The 17,398-nt window shown below is 29.7% G+C and carries 13 protein-coding genes; 2 read left to right on the top strand and 11 right to left on the bottom strand.

What is annotated here, in order from left to right; translation table 11 throughout:
- The first annotated feature begins 66 nt into the window (after window positions 1-66).
- Window positions 67-1,689 (top strand): PAS domain S-box protein, encoded by a 1,623-nt coding sequence (locus IPH62_09320; GenBank protein ID MBK7105471.1) that lies wholly within the window; start codon window positions 67-69, stop codon window positions 1,687-1,689.
- Window positions 1,690-1,706: 17 nt separating this feature from the next.
- On the opposite strand, the gene IPH62_09315 is transcribed toward IPH62_09320, so the two are convergent.
- Window positions 1,707-3,902, bottom strand: a complete 2,196-nt coding sequence (locus tag IPH62_09315) for a CHASE domain-containing protein (protein MBK7105470.1) — start codon at window positions 3,900-3,902, stop codon at window positions 1,707-1,709.
- Window positions 3,903-4,203: 301 nt separating this feature from the next.
- Between IPH62_09315 and IPH62_09310 the strand changes: the two genes are divergently transcribed.
- Window positions 4,204-4,932 carry a copper homeostasis protein CutC gene (locus IPH62_09310; GenBank protein ID MBK7105469.1) on the top strand — a complete coding sequence of 243 codons (729 nt, stop codon included), beginning with the start codon at window positions 4,204-4,206 and terminating at the stop codon, window positions 4,930-4,932.
- A gap of 122 nt (window positions 4,933-5,054) precedes the next feature.
- Here IPH62_09310 and IPH62_09305 read toward each other — a convergent pair whose 3' ends face one another.
- The 10 genes from IPH62_09305 to IPH62_09260 all read right to left on the bottom strand — a co-directional run bounded on the left by IPH62_09305 (window position 5,055) and on the right by IPH62_09260 (window position 17,369).
- The gene (locus tag IPH62_09305) at window positions 5,055-5,711 is read right to left on the bottom strand and encodes a TrkA family potassium uptake protein (protein ID MBK7105468.1); all 657 of its coding nucleotides are present in this window, start codon (window positions 5,709-5,711) and stop codon (window positions 5,055-5,057) included.
- 12 nt (window positions 5,712-5,723) lie between these two features.
- Entirely contained in the window at window positions 5,724-7,058 is a 1,335-nt protein-coding gene (locus IPH62_09300) for a Trk family potassium uptake protein (GenBank protein ID MBK7105467.1), read from the bottom strand.
- A 165-nt stretch (window positions 7,059-7,223) separates the two neighbouring features.
- A complete protein-coding gene (locus tag IPH62_09295; protein MBK7105466.1) occupies window positions 7,224-9,044 on the bottom strand; it encodes a HAMP domain-containing protein in 1,821 nt (606 codons plus the stop codon).
- A gap of 13 nt (window positions 9,045-9,057) precedes the next feature.
- Window positions 9,058-10,401 carry a sigma-54-dependent Fis family transcriptional regulator gene (locus tag IPH62_09290; GenBank protein MBK7105465.1) on the bottom strand — a complete coding sequence of 448 codons (1,344 nt, stop codon included), beginning with the start codon at window positions 10,399-10,401 and terminating at the stop codon, window positions 9,058-9,060.
- A gap of 388 nt (window positions 10,402-10,789) precedes the next feature.
- Window positions 10,790-12,505: a sulfate permease gene (gene sulP, locus IPH62_09285; GenBank protein ID MBK7105464.1), complete on the bottom strand. Its 1,716-nt coding sequence runs from the start codon at window positions 12,503-12,505 to the stop codon at window positions 10,790-10,792.
- A 346-nt stretch (window positions 12,506-12,851) separates the two neighbouring features.
- A complete protein-coding gene (locus tag IPH62_09280) occupies window positions 12,852-13,277 on the bottom strand; it encodes a cupin domain-containing protein (protein ID MBK7105463.1) in 426 nt (141 codons plus the stop codon).
- A gap of 76 nt (window positions 13,278-13,353) precedes the next feature.
- The gene (locus tag IPH62_09275; GenBank protein MBK7105462.1) at window positions 13,354-14,091 is read right to left on the bottom strand and encodes a carboxymuconolactone decarboxylase family protein; all 738 of its coding nucleotides are present in this window, start codon (window positions 14,089-14,091) and stop codon (window positions 13,354-13,356) included.
- A 96-nt stretch (window positions 14,092-14,187) separates the two neighbouring features.
- Window positions 14,188-15,804, bottom strand: a complete 1,617-nt coding sequence (locus IPH62_09270; protein MBK7105461.1) for a carboxylesterase family protein — start codon at window positions 15,802-15,804, stop codon at window positions 14,188-14,190.
- A 115-nt stretch (window positions 15,805-15,919) separates the two neighbouring features.
- Window positions 15,920-16,843, bottom strand: coding sequence for an aldo/keto reductase (locus IPH62_09265; GenBank protein ID MBK7105460.1), 924 nt, complete (start codon window positions 16,841-16,843; stop codon window positions 15,920-15,922).
- Window positions 16,844-16,922: 79 nt separating this feature from the next.
- The gene (locus tag IPH62_09260) at window positions 16,923-17,369 is read right to left on the bottom strand and encodes a nuclear transport factor 2 family protein (protein ID MBK7105459.1); all 447 of its coding nucleotides are present in this window, start codon (window positions 17,367-17,369) and stop codon (window positions 16,923-16,925) included.
- Window positions 17,370-17,398 lie beyond the last annotated feature (29 nt).

The following is a 17,398-nucleotide window of genomic DNA, read 5'->3' as shown; positions in this document are numbered from 1 at the left end:
ATTGTGTGATGCAACTCAAAATCTGTCAAATACTTCCGATAATACGTCAACATATTATACTTCAAAATGCTAATTAACTCTGAAAATACTGTAATTGGAAAGGAATTGGAAGAAAATTCTAAGGAAAGGTATATAGATTTTTTCAAGTCTGTTTTCAATGAAGCGCAAACTGCAATCTGTATTGCAGATTTTGAGGGAAATATTGTTGAAATAAACAAACATTTTGCCGAATTATTTGGATATGAAAAATCTGAATTGGTTGGAATTCCATATTTAAATTTACTTTCTGAAGATTCACAGAATGTTGCGCGAGAAAATCATCTAAAAATTTTTAATGGAATAAATATTCTTAAAGCTGAAGAAAAAGTTAAACATAAAAACGGCACTTATTTTTATATTCAAACAACAAATTTGCGAGTTAATGACGAAGACGGAAATAAGTTAAGAATTACAACCGCAATTGATGTTACAAACAGATTGAAAAATGAATTGGTTCAATCGGTTCTTCTGCAAATTTCAAATATTATTAACAAATCAAAGCTTGATAATAATCTTTACGATTCCATATACAAATATTTAACTCAATTAATGCCGATTAAAAATTTTGCAGTTTGTCTGTTAAATTCAAAAAATAATCAATTGGGATTTCCTTTTTTGTTAAGTGAAATTGAGTTTGATGAAAAACATAATTTGGAAGAAGAATTTAAATTTATCCAAAAAACCGGTGCATCATATATTTTAGATGAAAAAGATATTGAATTGCTTGTTACCAATTCTCAATTGTTTGAATACATCGCAAAACCAAATACAATTTTAGGAATTCCATTAAAAATACAAAGTGAAATTATCGGCGCAATTATTATTAAAGATTACGTTGGAAATTTATACACAAAAAAAGATAAAGAAGTTTTAGAACTTGTTGCCGATCAAATTGCAAGAGTAATTGAACGAAAAAAATATGAAGATGAATTGCTAATTGCAAAAAATGAAGCGGAAGAAGCTGCACGATTAAAATCGGATTTTCTTGCGCAAATTTCTCATGAAATTAGAACTCCATTAAACTCAATTTTGAGTTTCTCTGCATTAATTAGAAATGAATTAAATGGTCAGCTTAACCCGGAAATGGCTGAAACATTTGATTATATTGAACGCGGCGGCAATAGATTAACAAGAACAATTGATTTGATTTTAAATGTTTCTAAAATTCATAACCAAAAATATAAAATTGAATTAAGCGAAGTTAATTTAGAAGACGAAATTCTTTGGCCAATTATAAAAGAACTTCATCCAAAAGCTTTTGCAAAAGGAATTCATTTAGAATTAAAAAATTCCAAAATACCGTTAAGATTAGTCTGCGATCAATATTCAATTAACCAAATGTTTATTAATTTGATTGACAACGCAATTAAATATACAAACAAAGGAAGCATTACAATTGAATCATTTGTAAATTCATATGGAAATATTCAAGCTGATATAACTGATACCGGAATTGGCATTTCATCAGCTTACTTAAATAAAATTTTTGATCCTTTCATCCAAGAAGAACAAGGTTACACAAGATCTTACGAAGGTATTGGACTTGGTTTATCTTTAGTTAAAAGTTATGCTGAATTAAATAATGCTGAACTAAAAGTAAAAAGTGAAAAAAATGTTGGTTCTATTTTCTCTGTAATTTTTAATGCGTAATTATATTTCAAAATATTTTATAAATTCCTAAAGTAGTCTAAACTATCTTCTGTCCGCAAAGTAAAATAAAAAGTTGTTCCAAAATTCTCTATACTTTCAACCCAAATTTTTCCGCCGTTACGCTCAACAAATTCTTTGCAGATTCCTAAACCCAAACCGGTTCCTTTTTCGCCGGAAGTTCCATTTGTAGAAATATGATAAGAATCTTTAAACATATTTTTTAAATTACTTTCGGGAATTCCAACTCCCGTATCCGTAACAGAAAAAGTAACTATTTTATCATCTTTCATTTCGGCATTAATATAAATTTTCCCTTTATGGGGAGTAAATTTAATTGCATTTGATAGAAGATTTCGCATACATGTTTCTATCATAATTTCATCTGCAAAAATTTTAAAATTTCCATTAAAATTATTTTGAATTTCTATTTCTTTATTAAGCGCATTTATTTTTTCTTGATTTATTACTTTTTCAATCTGCTTATTCAATTGATAAGATTTTGGAGAAAATGTAATTTGTCCAAGCTGCAATCTTCCCCATTCTGCCAATCCTTCTAAAATTGAATTTAATGAAGTTGATGATTGATAAATGTAAATGCAATATTTTTTTATTTCGGATAAATCTAATGTATCAATATCAGTTACAAGTAATTCCGAAAAACCATTTATTGCAACTAGAGGACTTTTCAAATCATGACTAATGATTGAAAATATTTTACTTTTTTCAATATTTTGTTTTTCTAGTTTTTGACTATACTTAATTAATTTTTGCTGAATGTATTTTCTTTCAGTAATATCTATGTTAATTCCTATTGCCCTTTCCGGTTTTCCATTTTCATTTCTTTCCACAACTTTGCCTAAAGTTTGAATCCATTTCCAATTACCGGATTTTGTACCAAGCCTTAATTCTGCAGAAAAGTTTGGTGTGTAACCTTCAAGATGCTGATTTAAAATATCCAGAACTTCGTCCTCATCATCCGGATGAATTAACTTTTTCCAATTTTCAAAAAATGGTTCAATATCATTTTCTTTGAACTCCAGCATTGTTGCAAATTTTTCATTATTGTATAAATTGCCGGTTTTAATATTCCAATCCCACAAGCCCAATTCCGCAACGTTAATTGCTAAATCTAAACGTTGTTTACTTTCATTAAGTTCCTTTGTTCGTTTTTCAACAATATTTTTAATTCTTTCTTTTTCTTGCGAATGACGAAAATAATAAAACGAAAAAAATGCAGTTAAGAAAAAGAAGATTAATGAAATTAAATGAGGAATATACGCTTCATTTACATCAAAGAAATTTTGAGTTGGAATGCATGTAATTGACCAAGTTCTTCCGCCATATTGAATTTTTTGATGAAATTTTATTTCGGCTTCATCAAAATTAGTTTGTTCATTATTTTGAGAAAATCTTGATTTATGAAAATATAATAATTGATTTTCTTTCGGCGCAGATTCATCTAAAAGGTAAATATCAATATCGGTCTTTTGCAAAACAGAAATTGAATTTTCAACAATTTTTTCAGGTTTAAAAACACCGCCTACAAAACCAATTAAATTTTCGAGTTTTTTATTTTCAGTTTCGCTTTCAGAAAGATTTCTAATTACTGGTTCAAATAATCTAATCCCGATTTCATTTTTTTCACCTTGGACTAAAATAATTCTTTCGGAAGCAACAAATCTATTCTTTTCTGCAGAATTTTTTAATGCAGCATTTCTCTCTTTATTTGAAGCTAAATCAAAACCTAAAGATTCTTCGTTTCCTTTTATTGGTTCAAGATAATAAACCGGAAAATATTCTTCTCTTTCATTTGCAGAAATTAAATTATGATCAGCATTTAATTCAAGTATTTTGTAATCAATAGATAAAGTATTTTTTGCTTGGGTAATAAAATTTTCTTTATCGGAATGTTTAATTCTTGGAACCCATTCTAACGATTGAATTCCAATCATTTTTTTATTAAATGAGTTAATAAACTTTTGAAAATTCGGATAAGAAATATCTTCCGTAACTAAAAACAAATTTCTCATTGATTCAGTTACTAATTCAGTCATTTCTATAGATTGAATTATAAGCGCAGTTCTTTCTACTGCAGCTTTTTCAAAAATTATCTGAACTCTTTTTTGCTCAATTCTATATGAAACTATGAATGAAATAATTGTAGTGAGCAGTCCAACTGAAACAATTAGAACTAACTTATTCTGCTTTGACATTTTTCAGATCTTTCTAAAAAATTGTTAAATTGTATATCGTGTCTTATTTTGATATGTTAAGAATTTCTGAAGATATTTTTTTCAACTTTCTTAAAAGTTATTAAATTTATTGGGGGACACTTAAATTAAAGTAAAAATAATTACATTTTCAATGAATAAAATATTTTAATCTTCAGTTTAAAAACTAGTGAATATATTTTTACTTTTTTAACCTAATTAGTGTAACAGTTATAACCTACATTTAATTTCATAATAATTATTTTTAAACGATATTAAAAACAAAAGATTATTAATTTTCATTATGATTAAAGTTGAAGTGTGCATTAATTGCGATGGTGAACAAAGCTTAAGAGATTCGGTAGAAGCGGCATATTCCGGCGGTGCATCAACAATTGAATTATGCGGAGAAATGCAAGTAGATGGATTAACTCCAAAGTTAGATTCAATTACTGAAGCAAGAAAAGCATTTAGGGAGAAATCTGGCTTAATGGTTATGATTAGACCGCGGGCCGAAAATTTTTCCTATTCTAAAAAAGAAATTTTTGAAATGAAAGAGCAGATTAAAATTGCATCAAACGCCGGTGCGGATGGAGTTGTTTTTGGAGTTTTGAATAATCAAAACAATTTAGATGTTGATTCTATGATTTCGCTGATAGAATTAAGCAAACAAAATAATTTACTAATTACTTTTCACAGAGCATTTGATGCAACACCTAATCCAATTGAAACAATTGAATTGTTAATTAATTTGGGTGTAAATCGCGTGCTAACAAGCGGAACAAAATGGGGAAATAAAAAGAGTGCTTTAGATGGAATTACTTGTCTAAATCAAATTATTGAAAAAGCAAAAAACAAAATTGAAATAGTTATTGCCGGCGGCGTTAATAATAAAAATGTGGGAATAATTTTAAATCAACTCAATTTAAGTTACTGTAAAATTTCAGTTCACTCATATTCCGGAGTTCAGAAAAATGGTTTTACACAAACGGAATTAGTCAAATCACTTGTAGAGCAAGTTGAAAAAATTTAGTTTTCAATTTCTAACTAAAAACCTTTTGAACTATTTTAATAATTTACAAATTTTAAATGCACATTTTACTTCTAAAGAAAATGCGATTTAGTGAATTTGATTTTAAATATTTAAAATACTTTTTAAATTTTCAACTTCATATCATTTATATCTTTTTGTTTTCCCATAAGTAATAATGTTGTATCTGGTTTAAGAATATAGTCAGCTTCAGGCATTAAGATAAATTCATTTATTAGAATATCTTTTACTGCAATCAATAATATGTTGAATTTAGATCTTAGTTGAATTTTTCTTAATGAATTACCGGCAAACTTATCGGGACATGCATATTCAACAATTGAATAATCTTGTGAAAGTGGAATTCTTTCAATTAAATTTGGTTCCGCTAATCGAATTGCAATCCACTCAGCGATATCTTTTTCCGGGAATATAATTTCTGTTGCTCCCATTATTTTAAGAATTTGTGAATGCATTTCATCAACAGCTTTCACAATAATATTTTTTACTCCAACTTCTTTAACATGGTGAACAGCTAAAATACTATCAAAAATATTTTCGCCAGTGCTGATAATTGCGGTTTCAATATTTGTATCAATAAATTCATTTATGAAAAATTTATTCTTGATATCACCTATTACGGCATCATTTACAATATTTTTAATTTTATCAATTTGTTCTGGCGAAGAATCAATTGCTAAAACATTTTTCCCTTTTTCCGATAATTTTTTTGCAATGTTAAAACCAAAATTACCTAATCCTAAAACTGCGAAATTATTCATTATAATCTCCTTTTATGAAATAAATAAATCTTCTTCCGGGTATTTGTAATATTTTTCATTTGATTTTGTAAGGAAAACTAAACCTAAGGCAAATGGACCAACTCTACCAATGAGCATTAAAATTGTTATGTAAATTTTTCCGAGCCAAGTTAAATTAAAAGTTATTCCGGTTGAAAGTCCAACTGTACCAAAAGCTGAAACCGCTTCGAACAAAACTTTCATAAATCCAATATTTTCTGAGATTGTTAATAAGTATGAGAAAAGTACAATTGAAACAAAACCAATAAAAACTTGTCCCGTTGATTTATAAAAATTATTAATATTTATACTTCGTTTGAAAACTGAAGGAGTTTGTTTTTCCCTAATTAATGAAACTGAGAAAATATTTATCAGCGCAAATGAAATTGTTTTAATCCCGCCGGCAGTACTTCCAGGTGAACCTCCAACAAACATTAAAATGACTAAAACAAACAAGCTGCTTTCCGACATTTTTCCAATATCAATAGAATTAAAACCCACTGTACTTGATGCTGAAATTGCTTGAAATGCACTTATTAAAACATTATAAGTAAGACTTGTAGAAAATTTATTTTGCTCAGTAATAAAAATTAAAATACTGCCGATTGCATAAAGGTAAAACGATGTAGACAAAACAATCTTTGTTTGGAGTGTTAATTTTTTTTGATTAGAAGACTTATTAAAAATTTGAAGTACATCAAAAATTACAAAGAAACCAATTGCGCCGGTTATTACAAGAAAGTACGTTGTATAATTTATCAGCCAATCATTATTATATGAACAAAAACTATCCACAAATAATGAAAATCCAGCCGTGCAAAACGCTGAAATGGAATGAAAAATTGATTGATAAATTGCTTCCCAAAATGTGAATTTTTTCTGAAAAACAATGTAATAACAAATTACGCCTATAGATTCAATAACAGTTGTATATAGCAAAATTAATTTCACAAATTTGATAAGATTAACTTCCGGTAATCTTGAAATGGACTCTCTTAAAACTTTTTTACTTTTAATTGAAAACTTGCTATTACTTAACAAAACAATAATTACATAAATTGCTATATATCCAATTCCTCCAATTTGTAGTAAGAATAATATTACAATTTGCCCAAATAAAGTATAGTAGCTGCCGGTATCAACAACAATTAAACCTGTTGTAGAAATTGCAGAAGTAGATGTAAAAAAAGCATCAATAAAATTTTGTGATGATCCGTTGGTTGAAGAAATTGGCAGCATTAATAAAAATGCTCCGGTTAAAATTATTATTAAGTAACCAAGACTTAACAATTGTATTGGCGAAAGATTATTCAACAGCTTTTTTATCATTTAAATATCTGCGTTTATTCGTATTATTTATTTTGATCATGATATTAATAAGGCAAGTTGTGTACCAAATTAATTGGTTGGAATAAAAACAATATTTTGAGATTTGTATTAAAAATATTTGATTATATAGTTCAAAATGAAAATTGTTTTTCAAAATGAAAATATTTACGCGATTGGTAACGTGAAATAAAACTGGCTGCCATTATTTATTTCACTCATAACCCAAATTTTTCCGCCTTGAGATTCTACCATTTCTTTTGCAATAGATAATCCAAGTCCGGTACCTTTTTTATTGTCTGATTTAACAAATTTCTTAAATATATTTTCTATATCAACCTGCGATATCCCTGAACCATGATCAATTACAGAATATTTTATAAAATTATCTAACCTTACCATTTCGATAAGAATCTGACTTTTTTGAGGTGAATATCGAATAGCATTTGTTAAAATATTTACAAGAATCCAAACTGATTTTTCCTTATCAGCTCTAATTAAAGGCGGATTTTTCATCAATTCCAATTTTAACTCAATTTCTTTTTCGGATAGTAAAATCATAAGTGCAGATGCTGCAAGATCAACAATTTGAGTTGGATCTATTTGCTCAATAAATAAGTTTATTTTCCCAGTTTCTGCTTGGGAGTAATCCAACAATTCATTTACAACACGTAAAAGTTTTTTATTCTGAAGAGAAATTGATTCAACTAATTTTTTTTGATCATCATTAAGAGTTCCTAATCTAAAATCGTTTAGCAGCTTTAGGCTTAAATTTACTGAGGAAATTGGCGTTTTCAATTCGTGTGAAACTGTAGCAATAAGATTTGTTTTTGCTAAATCTCGTTCTTTAAAAAGTGTAACGTTTTTTAAAATAATTACTATTCCCTTTACTTCATTTTTATTACTCGATTCTTTTTCCTGCATAATTTCAATTTTATCCACATTAAAATATTGATCGGTCTCATGATCATAAAATTCTGTTTGTTTGATTTCTTTATCATTAGATAATAATTGACTACTAATTGTATTTAATTTTTCCGATAACTTATTTAATACGCTAATATTTTTATTTAATATACTAAGATTCTCAAGTGATAAAATCTTTAATGCATTTGAGTTTATCAGAATTACTTTTTTTTCTTTATCTAATAAAATGATTCCATCGTTTAATCCTTGCACTAAACTTTCTATTCGTTTTTTCTCAAACAATAATTGATCAATATGCTGTTCTTCATATTCCATAAGTCTTGAAGCCATAACATTGAAGGCACTTGTAAGTGATCCAATTTCATCTTTTGATTTAAATTCTATTTTTTGATCAAAGCTTTTTGCTGAAATAGCTTTTATTTTTGAAGTTAGTTCTACAATTGGCGAGACAATATATCTTGGAAAACGAATTACGAAAAATATGATAATAACTAAGCTTACAAATGATATAATCGACATAATCGATATTACTTCAGATGAGGTTTTTTCTGCAACTTTTTTCTTATGTAAAATGCTTTTCATATTGAGGTTGTAAATTTCGCTAATTGTATTTCTCATAAGTTGAAGATAATTTTTACTTTTTTTTCTGTTATGAATTTTCTGATAATAATTTGATTCTTTAGTTTCTAACTTATAAGTTGAAAAACTCTGTTTCAATTTTTCAACTAGCTCAGATTCGCCAATTTCAGTGATATTATTATTTTGCAGCTTAAGTAAATTTTCAAAGGAGAAATAGTGTTTTGCGAGAGAATCGATTATCACTAAATCCGGATTTTCATTTCTCTCCAAATGAAATTTTAAAGAATCATTTAATGCATCTATTTTATCTAATTCAGAAATCATTAAAAAAGTATAATCTATGGATAGAAAATTATCTTTGATAATTGCTTTCGAATCATTTGAGAGTTTCCTGAGTGAATAAATTCCGTAAAAACCTAAAACTATTATTGTAATAATAAGAATTGAGAGACTGCCATATATCTTAGATTTAAGATTTAACATTTATTTACTTTTTCTATAAACCATATTGCTCAATTTTTCTGTACAATGTAGTTAAGCCAATTCCTAATAAATCTGCAGTTTTATTTTTATTATTATTAGTAAATGTTAGAATTTTCTGAATATGATGCATTTCTATTTTTGAAAGTGAAAGATCGTTCTCATTGGACCAATCACTATTAGTTTGTATAAAAAATTCTTGCGGAAGATATTTTGAAGTTATAATTCCATTTTCCGAAAGTATAACAACGCGTTCACAAACATTGCGCAATTCTCTAATATTGCCTGGGAATGGATATAAAATTAACTTAATATGAAATTCCGGGTCAACAGAAATTATTTGTTTGTTTAATTTTTTTGAAAAATGTGAAATAAAATAATCTGCAAGTACTGTAATATCTTCTTTTCTTTCACGCAGTGAAGGTAAATTTAAAACAAATGTACTAATTCTGTAATATAGATCTTTTCTAAAAACTTCATTACTGATTGCATCATCTAAGTTTTTATTTGTTGCAGCTAAAATTCTAATATCAACACTTGTTTCTTTTGAATCTCCGGGTTTAATAAAACTATTTGTTTCTAGAACTCGCAATAATTTTGCCTGTAAATTAAATGCTATTTCACTAATTTCATCAAGAAATAAAGTTCCTCCGTCTGCCTCTTCGAACAAACCTTTCTTATTTGTTATTGCTCCGGTAAAAGCTCCTTTTTTGTATCCAAATAATTCAGATTCTAAAATATCTTTTGGAATTGCACTGCAATTTATTGCTACAAAAGGTTTATCTGCTCTATAACTTTCATAATGAATAGCCTGTGCAAAAACTTCTTTTCCAGTTCCAGTTTCACCAGTTAACAAAACTGTTGAATCAGAATCCGTAATTTTTTTAGCTAAACTAATTGCCTCTTTTATTTTATCGGAAGCACCAATTATATTTTCAAATTTGTATTTACTTCTTATTTTATTTTCAAGTTTGTTAAGTTTTGTTGATAGTCTATATTTATCAATTGCTTTTGCTACAGTTGGAATTATTTTATCATCATCATCACCTTTTACAATATAGTCAAATGCGCCTAATTTTATTGATTGAACTCCGTCATTAATTTTGCCATATGCTGTTAACATAATAATTTCAATAAATGGATTACGCTTTTTTACTATTGGAATGAATTCTATGCTGTTTACTTCTTTTAGTCTTACATCCAAAATAATTACTTGAATATCTTCATCGGAAATTATTTTTATTCCATCATTAATATTATCCGTTGAGAATGAATTATAATTTTCTAATTCCAACAACTTTGAAAGAAGATTTCTTATTTCAAGTTGATCGTCTATTATTAAAACATTTCCTTTATTCATAACTTCTTCTTTTTATTACTTATATACTAAAATATTCAATTATTATTTATATGAAATGAAATTCACAAAGGAAATAGTCAATATTTGTGCCGAAAGTTAAACGAACAAATCTTTCTATTTATTGCCTAATTTTTAATTTATTGTTTTCAATTTGAAAATAATTTTTCAAAATGGAAATAATTCAGTTGATCAGAATTATTAAACGGATGATTTCGAATTATAGCCCACACTATTATTTGTTGTTTATTTAAGTCAATTGTATTATAAAGATTTTGGAAGAGAATTTTTAAAAAATTAATTATTGAATATCATTTTCTGAAATTATCAGCATGTGTGAAATTTCTTTTAAATTTAACGCCATTTTATGTGCAGAATTTTTACAAAATAATCATTTACTAACATCTCTTTTAACTGTTGCAATAAAATCTTTTGGTCTGCCTAATTTTGAAAGTCCCAGCATTCCTCGTGCGTGATCAAGCGCATCATCAATATTTCCAAAAATATTATCTTCCCCATATATTTCTAATAATCCCGCTTGAGTCATTGCCATCAAAGGTTGTGTGTGCACACCGGAAAGTATTAATTTAGTTTTTTGTCTTTTTGCATCAATATAAAAATCTTTTAATGTTTGCAAACCAGTTGCATCAATTGCCGGAACATTTCTCATTCGAATAATTCTAATTTTGGGTGGTTTTTCAATAGCAAACATTTGATCTTTAAATTTCTTTGCAGCACCAAAAAAGAACGGTCCGTTTATTTCAAATACTTCAACACCTACAGGTATTTGTTTTTTATCAATAGCATTCGGATCAAGTATATCTTCAGCATCTTCAAATTCTCTTGTAATTACACTTACATTGGATACTTCTGCCATTCGTTTCATAAATAATAATACGGCTAATATCATTCCAATTTCTATTGCAATTGTCAAATCAAAAATTACTGTTAAGAAAAATGTAGTTAATAAAACTACAACATCACTTTTGGGACTTTTTAACAGCGACTTAAATGTTTTCCATTCACTCATGTTATAAGAAACAATTACAAGAATTGCAGCTAAAGTTGCCATTGGTATTAGCTTTGCATAACTTCCAAAGAAAAGCATAATTAACAAAAGTGTAATTGCGTGTACAATTCCAGCAACTGGTGTTCTTCCGCCATTTTTAATATTTGTTGCAGTTCTTGCAATCGCCCCTGTTGCCGGTATTCCACCAAATATTGGTGTTATTATATTTGCTAAACCTTGAGCAATTAATTCCATATTACTTCTATGTTTTCCGCCGATCATTCCATCTGCTACAACTGCGGAAAGTAAAGATTCAATTGCTGCAAGTAATGCAATTACAGTTGCAGGTTCTATTAATTTTCTAATTATATCTAAATTGATATCAAATGAACTTGGAGAAGGAAGGTTGGAAGGGATATCTCCAAATCTACTGCCAATTGTGTCAACAGGTAATTTAAATACTATAACAATTATTGTTGTTACAATTATTGCAATTAGTGAACCTGGAATCCGGTGAGTTATTTTTGGCCAAAAAATCATTATTATAAGAGCCAACATTGCAATACCAAAGACATAGTAATTTATTGTATAAAATTTTTCGAAATAAATAATCCACTTTTCATGAAACTCAGCCGGAACAGTTTTTATGTCTAAACCAAAAAAATCTTTTACTTGAGTAGAAAAAATTAATAATGCAATACCGCTTGTAAACCCCACAACAACTGGATAAGGAATAAATTTAATCAGCGAACCGAATTTTGCCAATCCCATCATTATTAGAATTACGCCCGCCATTATTGTTGCAATAGCTAATCCGGTTGTTCCAAATTCTTGAATAATTCCGTAAACAATAATTATAAACGCACCGGTTGGTCCGCCGATTTGTACTCTACTTCCGCCAAAAAAAGAAATAATAAAGCCAGCAATTATTGCAGTTATAATTCCTTTTTCCGGGGTTACTCCGCTTGCAATTCCAAAAGCAATTGCGAGAGGTAAAGCAACAATTCCAACAATTACACCTGCGGTTAAATCAGAAATAAATTGCTGCTTATTATAATTTTTTAACGTTGTAAAAAGTTTGGGTTTAATTATCGACATACTCTTATTTATTTGAAAGTTTCACTTGTTTTAATTTAACAAAATCATACGATATTATTTAAAGTCTTTATCCATTTTAGAGATAAAATATTTGTTTATTTTGTAAGTAAATAAATAGAATGTTCTATGCCAATCTTCTCAAAAATTTGCAAATGAAAAACTTCCTATAATTAATAACAACTACACAAGCTCTTTATCTTCGTCAAAACCCATAGAATTTCACAACAATTGATTTAATTCGTATATAACTTTTGTTCACTTATTAGATTTGTTATTACTCAAATTGGTTGAATTTATATAAAATGAAAGTGTTATAAGTACGTTAAATTACTTTTAATATAATCAACTAATTTTTAATACTGAAATATTCTTCATCTGTAACTGAATTTAACCAAATAACATTTCCTATATCTGTATTAAGACTAATGGCAATATGAGTTAAACCGCTGTCTGATGCAGCTCCATGCCAATGTTCTACATAAGGTTTTATTTTTACAATATCACCTTTTCTAATAATTTGAGCCGGCATTCCTTTTTCCTGATAAAACCCCTTTCCGTCTGTTACAAGAAGTATTTGTCCGCCCGGATGTTTGTGCCAGTTCGTTCTCGCTTTTGGCTCAAATGTAACGTTGCCAATTGAGGCGTTGAAAATACTATCACTTTTTACAAACATTTCTAACCATGCTGAACCAGTAAAGTTATCGTTGGTTATTTTGTTTCCTTTTGCAAATGCCGGTTTATTTTGAGTACTTTGTTTACATGAAGTATTCATAATAAAAATAACAAGCAGACTGTAAATAATTTTGTTTTTCTTCATTGGATTTTTTTCATTTATCTTAATATTGCCGTTACTTGTTTTTTAAAACTTCATTTAAAACAGTTTGTGCATCTTTTGCTTCTTTTTCACCAATCGTTGATTGAATAACTCCAACAAATTCATTCAATTGTGCTGGAGTCAAGCCAAGATTCAGACAAATTGATAAATGACTTTTAAGCATTGGTTCTGTTCCGCCAATTGAGCTTAACACTGATATAGTAACCAATTCTCTTTCGGCAAAGGTTAAAATATCTCGCTGGAAAATATCGGCGAATAAATGTTTTTTTAAAAATATTTCTATAATTGGTGCAAATTCTGCATATCCGCCTTTAAATTCAGATTGCGGTTTCCCAGTTAGTTTTTCTAAATTTATTTTACCTTGCTCATATTTGGTATTTTCATCAATTATATCGGATGATTCAGCACCAACAATATCATAAATTCCTCTAGATTTCCTTTCTTCAATCACATCCATAAAAGTCTGCAATCCTCTTATACTGCGAGGGAAACCGCAATAAGCATAAAGGTGAACAATTACTTCTTTTATTTCATTGATAGTTAAACCCGCATCTAATCCTACGTTCAGAGCAGATTTTAGTTCTGACAATTTGCCTTTTGCCGTAAATGCTGAAATCGAAATTATGCTACGTTGCATATTTGTTAATGACAGTCTCGCATCCATTTCACTTTGAGCTAAATGATTAAGTGTCAAAGAAACAAATACAACAAAAATCATTAAGTAATTTTTGATAACTAATGTAAATATCATTTTAGTAAAGTTGTTTTTATTTTCATTTACCAACATTTGTATCATTTCTCCTAAAGTTTACAATCTTAGTTTTTAAGCTCAGAAAAAATATCTGGATTAACGAAGATTTCCAGTTGTTACTGATTTTTCGATTAAGTCAAGTCTTGCTTTTTTAGGATCTGATTTTCCAACCACTGAACCATCAGATTGAAACTCTAAAATCTCATCCTTTTCATAATTATAAATTGGCCAGTGCGGCAATCCTTTACCGTTGGGATTACCAGTCTTGGCAAAGTTAGCCCAATAAGCATTCATCATATTAGCAACTTCTTGGTCTTTCAATTCAATTACAATTCCATTCCGATTACTAAGATTATTAAACACATAAGAAATTTCTGATCCGTGTCCGGCACCAAATCGCATCCAATTTTTCATTGAATTAGCTACATAAGAAAAAAGATATACATAAGCTGGAATTCCTTCATTTGCAAAAGCTCTTGCTGTTAATCTTACCGGTTCAGCCCATACCTTGTCAGTATTGACCATTGTAAGCATCTCAGCAAAATCAGCAGTCCCATTTGGATCATACACTTTATTTGCTTCGTCTTTAAAATTTCCAAATAAAGACAGTAATTCTTCTTTGGAATTAGCATTTACGAACCCTGCCGGAACTTCAGCGCTATTCGAACCAATTATGAGCGGAACGTTTGCTTGTCTGCCAAACTCGTATGCACTCTCAGCAGTTTCTACAACCAATTTTCCATCGAGAATTGGACCAGAGTATATTGGCAATTCTCCTTGACCATCACTTTCTTGTCCACCATCTACAATCTCTTCCACACTTAGTGTTCGTAATTTAACTAAAGCAGCTTCATCAGTTCCTTCGATTCCGTGTTTCCGTGCAAAATTAATTCCTATCGTTTCGGCAGAAACCGGGTAATACAAATCAGCATTTTCTTCACTTATTGGTCTGCCAGTAAGAACACCATCCCGACCTCCTCCTGATTGAATTATAGCTTTGTGAAAAAGACCTTTGGCGTCCGGAATTGTCAATAATGAATGTACCGAAACACCACCAGCAGATTCACCAAAAATAGTTACATTGTTTGGATCGCCTCCAAACGATGCAATATTACTTTGTACCCACTTTAGTGCTGCGATTTGATCCATATAACCATAGTTGCCCTTAGGTTCTTCCGGATATTCTTTACTTAATGCGGGAAATGCAAAAAAGCCAAGTCTACCAAGACGGTAGTTGAATGTAATTAGAATTATATCTTGCTTTGCAAACTGATCACCGGAAAAACCCGGATAAGATCCAGCTCCTCCAACAAAACCACCACCATGTATCCATACCATTACTGGTAACTTTGATTCCGGCTTTGCTCCTTCTGGTCTCCATAAATTGATAAATAAGCAATCTTCCGATGAGCCTTCTGCAATAGAGCCTGAACCGCGAGGCCATCCTGCTTGAGCACAATTTGCTCCGAGATTTGTTGCATCACGAATTCCTTCCCATTTGGGGCAAGGCTGTGGAGGACGCCAACGATATTCACCAACTGGAGCAGCAGCATACGGGATACCCTTAAAACTTTCACATTCGCATTCGTTAACGCCTCTCAAAATTCCGGAGATTGTATTAACAGTTACATAAGTAGTAGTATTTTCTGCATGTTGTGCATTTATTGAAAATGAAATAAAGAATAAAATGATTTCTAATATTATTTTTTTCATATCGTTCTATTTTAATGTTATTTATTTCAATTATTAATTGACACAGCGCATAAGCAAGTGGGTAAAGGTTTTTATACATCATTCATTATTCATCCCACAGTTCGTTTGCTATTGATTATCTAACCCAGCTATCAAGTTGTTCTAATGTTACACTGAAAAAACGTTTGTCTTTGTTAAGTGAACGCATTGTTGTCATTTCAGCATTACTCAACTCAAAGTCGAAAATACTTATGTTTTCTTTGATATGAACTGGATTTTTGGATCCCGGAATTGCAGAGAAACCTTCTTGGATATGCCAACGGAGAATTATTTGGGCAATGCTTTTTCCATGTGCTTCGGCAATATTTTTAATTGCCGGGTCGGTTAACAATCCCTTGTCTCCATGACCTAGTGGATACCAACACTCTATAATAATGTTGTAAGGTTTAACCCACTCTCTAATATCGTTACGTTGCGCGTATGGATGACATTCTATTTGCAACACAACTGGTTTAATTTTCATGCTATCTACAATTGCATGGAAACGTTCGTTGCTGGCATCGAAATTACTGATTCCTAATGATCGTACCTTTCCAGATGAAACAGCCTTTTCCATATCCTTCCATGCATTGATATAATCTCCAATAGGCTGATGGATATAGAGCAAGTCAATATAATCTGTCTGAAAGCGTTTCAGTATTGTATCAATAGAAGCAAGGGTTTTGCCATTTGTATAATCGGAAACCCATAATTTGCTTGTAATAAAAAATTCTTCACGCGGAATTCCACTCTCTTTCATTGCTTCACCAACTGCTCCCTCAACACGATATGCGGTAGCACAGTCCACATGGCGGAAACCATTTCTAAAAGCTTCGAGACATGCTGCCTTTGCATCATCGTATGAGACTGCAAAAGTGCCAATCCCCAATTGGGGCATTTCAATTCCATTGTTCAATTTTAAGGTTGGCACATTTTCTTTACCTTGTGAATTAATATTATTGATGCTGACGAAAAAGAAAACTATAAGAAGTAGACGAAAATAATTTTTTGCTGTTTTCATTTTTTCCCTTTTAATTGTTTGCAACTATTGTATTCTTAATTCTCTAAACCACTTTATTATTGTTGTGAATTACCGATACTTATTGAGCATTAGGGATAAGCAGCTTAGTAAATGATAGTGAACCTAATTTCCAATTTCCATTTTGATTTATATACACTTCAGTAACTTCAAAAGGATTGGTAACTTCATTTCCTCCGACAACTGCAAGCAGTGTAATTTTATTTAATAGGATTGCAGTATTATCAATAATTTTTACAGATACTTCATGAATGTCCGCATTCTTATACCAGATTCCACCACTCTTTATTATGTTGATTTCCGGTTCTTTCCCCCAAGTTCCACCCATATGCACGAACATAGACTTTTCATGGAAGAGTGAATCTAGCTTATCTACATTTTTGTCTGACATCCACTGCCATTTGGCTTTGGAAAGATTAATAATTTCCTCTTCTTCAGAAGAATTTTGTGCAAGTGATAAATTCGCTGTTAAAAATGTTAGAAAGAGAAGCATAATTTTTGTTTTCATAATTTTATCCTTATTGGTTATTAAAAAAA

Source organism: Ignavibacteriota bacterium (genome assembly GCA_016708125.1).
Taxonomy (GTDB): domain Bacteria; phylum Bacteroidota; class Ignavibacteria; order Ignavibacteriales; family Melioribacteraceae.
This window is presented reverse-complemented; position numbering and strand designations above follow the sequence as displayed.